This window comes from Mesorhizobium sp. B1-1-5 (assembly GCF_006443065.1).
In the GTDB taxonomy this organism is placed as follows: Bacteria; Pseudomonadota; Alphaproteobacteria; order Rhizobiales; family Rhizobiaceae; genus Mesorhizobium.
Genome location: NZ_VFWS01000019.1, coordinates 62,001 through 68,541, shown reverse-complemented (window position 1 = coordinate 68,541; position 6,541 = coordinate 62,001). Strand labels below are relative to the sequence as shown.

The window sequence follows — 6,541 nt, the reverse complement described above, 5'->3', positions numbered from 1 at the left end:
TCGCGCGCCACGCGTGTCACCTCGCCGGCGAAGGAGTTCAGCTGGTCGACCATGGTGTTGATGGTCGACTTGAGCTCGAGGATTTCGCCCTTCACGTCGACGGTGATCTTCTTCGAAAGATCGCCTCGCGCGACCGCGGTCGTGACTTCGGCGATGTTGCGAACCTGGCCGGTCAGATTCTCGGCCATGGAGTTCACGTTGTCGGTCAAATCCTTCCATGTACCGGCGACGCCTCGCACCTGGGCTTGGCCGCCGAGCTTTCCTTCGGTGCCGACTTCGCGCGCCACGCGTGTCACCTCGCCGGCGAAGGAGTTCAGCTGGTCGACCATGGTGTTGATGGTCGACTTGAGCTCAAGGATCTCGCCCTTGACGTCCACGGTGATCTTCTTGGAAAGGTCGCCGAGCGCCACGGCCGTGGTCACTTCCGCGATGTTGCGCACCTGGCCCGTCAGGTTGGCCGCCATCGCGTTCACATTGTCGGTCAGGTCCTTCCAGGTGCCGCCCACGCCTCTGACCTGCGCTTGGCCACCGAGCTTGCCGTCGGAACCGACCTCGCGCGCCACGCGCGTCACCTCCGAGGCAAAGGAATTCAGCTGATCAACCATCGTGTTGATCACGTCCTTGATCTGCAGGATCTCTCCCAAGGCATCGACGGTGATCTTCTGCGTCAGGTCGCCGGTTGCGATCGCGGTTGCGACTTTGGACACGTCGCGCAACTGCACGGTCAGATTGCCGGCCATGGCGTTGACGTTGTCGGTCAGGTCTTTCCACGTGCCGCCGACGCCTTCCACATGGGCCTGGCCGCCGAGCTTGCCTTCCGAACCGACCTCGCGCGCCACGCGCGTGACTTCGGAGGCGAAGGAGTTCAGCTGGTCGACCATCGTATTGACGGTATCCTTGAGCTCGAGGATCTCGCCTTTGACGTCCACGGTGATCTTCTTGGAAAGGTCGCCGCGGGCGACGGCTGTCGTCACCTCGGCGATGTTTCGGACCTGACCCGTCAGGTTGGCCGCCATCAGGTTGACGTTGTCAGTCAGGTCTTTCCAGGTTCCCCCGACGCCCCTCACCTCGGCCTGCCCGCCTAGCTTGCCTTCCGTGCCCACTTCGCGCGCAACGCGCGTGACTTCCGAGGCAAACGAGTTCAGCTGATCGACCATCGTGTTGATGGTATCCTTGAGCTCGAGTATCTCCCCCTGCACCGCCACCGTGATCTTTTTCGACAGGTCGCCCGAAGCAACCGCCGTCGTGACCTCGGCAATGTTGCGCACTTGGCCGGTGAGGTTCTCGGCCATGGAATTGACGTTGTCGGTCAGGTCTTTCCAAGTGCCGGCGACGCCGCGAACCTGGGCCTGGCCGCCGAGCTTGCCCTCGGTGCCGACCTCACGCGCGACGCGCGTGACTTCTGATGCGAAGGAGTTCAGCTGATCGACCATCGTGTTGATGGTGTTCTTGAGCTCGAGGATTTCGCCCTTCACGTCGACGGTGATCTTCTTCGAGAGATCGCCCAGCGCGACCGCGGTCGTCACCTCGGCGATGTTGCGAACCTGGCCGGTCAAATTCTCGGCCATGGAGTTCACATTGTCGGTGAGGTCCTTCCACGTGCCGCCGACGCCTTCGACCCGCGCCTGGCCTCCGAGCTTGCCTTCCGTGCCGACCTCGCGCGCGACGCGCGTCACTTCCGATGCGAACGAGTTCAACTGATCGACCATCGTGTTGATGGTGTTCTTGAGCTCGAGGATCTCGCCCTTCACGTCGACGGTGATCTTCTTTGACAAATCGCCGGACGCCACCGCAGTGGTCACCTCGGCGATGTTGCGCACCTGGCCGGTAAGGTTGGTGGCCATGGCGTTGACGTTGTCGGTCAGGTCCTTCCACGTGCCGGCCACGCCCTTCACCCGCGCTTGTCCGCCGAGCTTTCCCTCCGTTCCAACCTCACGCGCGACACGTGTCACTTCGGAGGCAAAGGAAGCCAGTTGTCCCACCATCGTGTTGACGATCTTGCCTATGCGCAGGAACTCCCCGCGCAGCGGGCGACCGTCGATTTCGACCATCATTGTCTGGGAAAGGTCGCCTTTCGCCACTGCCCCGATGACGCGGGCTACTTCGGCGGTCGGTTGAACCATGTCTTCGATCAGGTCGTTGACCGACCTGACGCTTGATTCCCAGCTGCCGGTAGCATTGCGCACATGACCCCGCTCGCCAATTCTGCCATCCTTGCCGACGACTCTGCTCAGCCGCTCAAACTCCTTCGTCACCTGATCGTTGAGTTCGACGATCTGATTGAAGGCATCGGCAATATCGGAATCTATTCCCTCATAGATGTTGTCGATCCGGATGGAAAAGTCGCCTCGCCTGAAGGCCTTTAAGGAATTGAGAATCTGGCGACGATCCAATTGCGCCCTTGATGCCTGCACGCTCACAGTGCCACTCCCCAGTCCACCTGTTTGTGAAGAAACTGATGATCAGATGAAGTCCCGCCCTCGCGGCGAGGTATACAATTCACCGCAAGCTCCAAAACGTGGTAGGGGCCAATTAGTTCCGATGCGCAGATCGAATCTTATCCGCACGCCCGCAAGCGCTTAAGAACGCGCAAGGCTCGCCCCGTTATTTGGCTTGCTTCGCCCTTGGAATTGCTTGGCGTATTCCGCCCAATCGGAAGCTGCGACACCGCCGCTCGCGGGCTCTTGTCAACTTTGGCGAACCGCTTCGTAAGCTATTGACGGATAACGATTATGTTAGTCGCAGAGGAGCGATTCCGCAGGCGGCCGGCAACGCTGGCTCGCCTTATGCCATCTCTGGACGTCTTGAAGCTTCGCGGATCGCCTTGTGGACATTGCGCTGCAGGTCCATGAACTCGGCGCTTTCCATGATCTCTTCCCGGCGCGGGCGCTCTATGTCGACGTTGAAGGTTCGCATGATGCGTCCCGGGCCGATCCCCATGACGACGATGCGGTCGGACAGGTAGACGGCCTCCTCCACGTCGTGGGTGACGAAGAGCACGGTCAGCCGGTGCTCCTCCCAGATCTGCGTCAGCAGCTCCTGCATCTGGTGCCTGGTCAAGGCGTCGAGCGCGCCGAAGGGCTCGTCCATGAGCAGCATCTTGGGCCGATAGGACAGAGCGCGCGCGATGGCGACGCGCTGCTTCATGCCGCCCGACAGTTCCGACGGATAGAGGTCGGCGCAGTGCGGGAGCTTGACGAGGTCGAGATGCTCGCGCGCAATCCTGCGGCAGGTCGAGCGATCGTAGCCGGCGGCCTTGAGGGCAAATTCTATGTTCTGCTGCGCCGTCAGCCACGGCAGCAGCGTGTAGGACTGGAAGACGACGCCGCGGTCGAGGCCCGGCTTGAGGATCGGCGAGCCGTCGATATCGAGCTCGCCCGCGTCGAAATCCTGCAGCCCGGCCACGATCGACAGCAGCGTGCTCTTGCCGCAACCCGACGTGCCCACCAGCGAGACGAACTCGTTGTCGGCAAGGTCGAGATTGATGTCGCGCAGCACCTGCGTGCGCCGCTCCCCGGTGCCAAAGCTCTTGTGGAGGCCTTCGATGCGCAGTTTGGGCAAGCTCATCGGCCGAACCTCATTGCGCGTGCCCTTCCTGCCGGAACAGCACCTTTCCCAGCGCCTTCATCACCTGGTCGGTGATGAGACCGAGCACGCCCAAGAGCAGGATGTAGCCGATGATGGTGTTCGTCTGGAAATAACGCTGGGACACGGTGATGCGGTAGCCGAGGCCGGACGTCGCCGCGACGAGCTCAGCCAGCACGAGCCAGGTCCACGCCCAGCCCAGGCTGATGCGCAGCGTGTCCCAGATGCCCGGCAGGGCGCTGGGCACCACGATGCGCGTCAGGATCTTGCGGTCCGGCAGGCCGAGCGTCCTACCGAGGCCGACGAAATCCGTCGGCACCCGCTTCACATTGTCCATGATCATCAGGACCTGCTGGAAGAACGTGCCGATGAAGATGATCAGGAACTTCTGGGCGTCGCCGGTGCCCGACCAGAGGATGGAAAGCGGCACGAAGGCGACCACCGGCATGTAGCGGATGAAATCCACCAGCGGCTCGACAGCAGCTTCCCAGACCCTGAAGCTGCCGATCAGCACGCCGATCGGTATCGCCAGCGCCGAGGCGATCAGGAAGCCGATGGAGATGCGGTATATCGAGGCCTTGAGGTCCAGCCACAGCGTGCCGTCGCTCCAGAGCTTGCCGAGCTGCCCCGCCACGCTTTCCGGCGAGGGCAGGAAGATGGGCTTCACCAGCTCCAGGCCCGTTGCCGCCCACCAGGCGAGGCCGAGGCCGGCAAAAACGACCACGGCGATCATCAGGAAGCGCGAGCGTGTGATGGGCGCGCCGATTCCGGAGGATCGGCGGCGCGGCACCGGTCGCGCAGCCGGTCCTTGCGCGGGGCCGGACTGGCTCGTTTTGGCGGCACGCTGCTCGGACATCCGCGCTACCACCGCGACGCAGCCTTCATCATTCCGCGGCCTTGACGAATGACGGGTCTATCATCTGCTCCGGCGTCACGTCGGCCTGGAGCAACCCGGCATTCTTGGCGGCGGCTTCGACATCGGCAAACGTCTTGGTGGAGAACTCGCCGGTCAGAGCGCTCTTGTTCTCGGCGAGAGAATAATAGCGCACGCCGTCGAAGGCGGTGTTGAGGTCCTCGACACTGGAACCGACGGCCTTGGAAATGATAGCGCGGCCGCCAGCGGTATCGCCGTTATAGTCCTTCAGGGCCGCATCCCAGGTCTTAATCATGGCAAGCACCTGGCCGGGCCGCGACTTGATCACCTCGTCACGCACCACAAGCACGTCGCTGATCAGGCCGGGATCCTCGCCGGCGGTGAAGAGCAGCTTGACGTCCTTGTTCTGCGCCCTCGCCGCGGTGAGATAAGGTTCGTAGGTGACCGCGACCGGGACCTGTCCGGCAATCAGCGCGCTGCCGGCGTCGGCCGCCGGCATCGGCACCGGCTGCACATCGGCGATAGACAGGCCGTTCTTGGCAAGGGCGTATTTGAGTAGGATGTCGCTGGTCGTGCCCTCCTCGAAGGCGACCTGCTTGCCCTTGAGATCGGCGACGGAGGAAATATCCTTGCCGGCGATCATGGCGTCGGCCGTCATGCTGACATCGAGCAGCAGCACGATTTTCACCGGCAGGCCCGCCGCAACCATACCCATCGCGGTATGGGTCGCGATGTTGGCGGCATCGAGCTGGCCGCTCGCGAGCGCGGCGTTGATGTCCTTGTCTTCCGCGAAGTTGACGATTTGGACGTCCGACAACCCGCTTGCCTTGAACAGGCCCTTGGCCTCGGCAACGTGCCACTGGCCATAGCCGAGCCATGGCTCGATGCCGATCTTGAAGGTTCCCGCTTCAGGCGTCGCGGGAATGGCCGTGTCGGCGGCATAGGCCGCCGGGGCGAACACGATGGCGGCGGCCACGGCGAGTGCACGAAATTGTCCTGCTAGGTCACGCATCATCTCTGTTCCCCTTTATGATCGCGCCGCTCTTTGAACTGCATATCCGGCCTGGATGAATGCGGGCTTATGCTCTTGCGGCACTGTGGCTCGGCGTCTTACCTGCCGCTTCAATGGAAGCGCAAGGATACTCAACGTCAGCGGCGGTGAATGTCAAGGCGAAAATACATACATGCATATACAAGCTGGAGCGCTCGAAATCCGCGGCTTCCAGGGCATCGGGCCGCATCCGTTTGCCGCATGGCATTGGGGTCGATCGCATCCAGGAAATCCGTCACGCGATTTGCGCCGGAACAAGGCTCGCCTTGCCGCGATCAGCCGTTTTTGGAAGGAGAGTACCGGCTGCCGAGCGAATAGCGGCTGCCGACATAGGTCAGCTTGCTGATGGTGGCGACGATCGCTCCCGTCCACGTCCGGCGGTACAGAAGCAGGCAGCAGCTGCCGGCATCGATGCCCAGATGCCGCGCCGTCTCGGCATCGGCCGGAATGGCCGAGATGATATGCTCGACCTCGGTCACCGGTGTTTTCTGCATCAGATAGTCGTAGGTCGCGGTCTTGGAAAAATCCTGCTTGTCATAGTCGGGGATCAGGCTCGGATTGACGAAGCGCTCTTCCAACTGCACGGGCAGATCGTTCTCGAAATTGACGACGACGGAATGGTAGACCGACGAGCGCCTGGCGAACTCGAAGGACAGCGCAAGCTCCTTTTCCGGCATGATTTTTTCGAGGACGAGAACCTCGGAACGATGCTTGTTGCCGCGTGCCAGGATCTCGGCCGCGATATTGTTGATCTCGATCAGGGCCGATTGCGGCCGCGGCGGCGCGATGAATGTTCCCACGCCCTGCAGCCGGATCAGAAATCCCGCCGAGGTCAGTTCCCGCAAGGCACGGTGGATCGTCATCCTGGAGACGCCAAGCGCTGCCACGAATTCATTTTCGGACGGCAGCTTGCGGTCCTTGCTCCACCGGCCAGTTCCGATGTTCGTCAGGATGTAGTCCTTGACCTTCTCGTAGAGGGGGCTGGCCGTATCGGGCAGAGTGTTCATTTCAGATGTCCTTTCCGGCAAGCA

General features: G+C 62.1%; 5 protein-coding genes. All 5 read right to left on the bottom strand.

Annotated elements, in window-relative coordinates:
* The coding region (locus FJ980_RS09870; protein WP_181181160.1) for a HAMP domain-containing protein at window positions 1–2,414 on the bottom strand (2,414 nt) is incomplete at its 3' end.
* Window positions 2,415–2,784: 370 nt separating this feature from the next.
* Complete coding sequence (locus FJ980_RS09865; protein ID WP_140542710.1) at window positions 2,785–3,567, bottom strand: ABC transporter ATP-binding protein; 783 nt, start codon at window positions 3,565–3,567, stop codon at window positions 2,785–2,787.
* A 10-nt stretch (window positions 3,568–3,577) separates the two neighbouring features.
* The gene (locus FJ980_RS09860; RefSeq protein ID WP_181170680.1) at window positions 3,578–4,318 is read right to left on the bottom strand and encodes an ABC transporter permease; all 741 of its coding nucleotides are present in this window, start codon (window positions 4,316–4,318) and stop codon (window positions 3,578–3,580) included.
* Window positions 4,319–4,469: 151 nt separating this feature from the next.
* Window positions 4,470–5,471 (bottom strand): ABC transporter substrate-binding protein, encoded by a 1,002-nt coding sequence (locus tag FJ980_RS09855; protein ID WP_140542715.1) that lies wholly within the window; start codon window positions 5,469–5,471, stop codon window positions 4,470–4,472.
* A 314-nt stretch (window positions 5,472–5,785) separates the two neighbouring features.
* Entirely contained in the window at window positions 5,786–6,517 is a 732-nt protein-coding gene (hutC, locus tag FJ980_RS09850) for a histidine utilization repressor (protein WP_140542709.1), read from the bottom strand.
* Between the last annotated feature and the right edge of the window lie 24 nt (window positions 6,518–6,541).

What these genes read in the sequence shown, in the direction of transcription:
- FJ980_RS09865 (WP_140542710.1), bottom strand. Translation starts at nt 3,567, where the DNA reads ATGAGCTTGCCCAAACTGCGCATCGAAGGCCTCCACAAGAGCTTTGGC.
- hutC (WP_140542709.1), bottom strand. Translation starts at nt 6,517, where the DNA reads ATGAACACTCTGCCCGATACGGCCAGCCCCCTCTACGAGAAGGTCAAG.
- FJ980_RS09855 (WP_140542715.1), bottom strand. Translation starts at nt 5,471, where the DNA reads ATGCGTGACCTAGCAGGACAATTTCGTGCACTCGCCGTGGCCGCCGCC.
- FJ980_RS09860 (WP_181170680.1), bottom strand. Translation starts at nt 4,318, where the DNA reads ATGATCGCCGTGGTCGTTTTTGCCGGCCTCGGCCTCGCCTGGTGGGCG.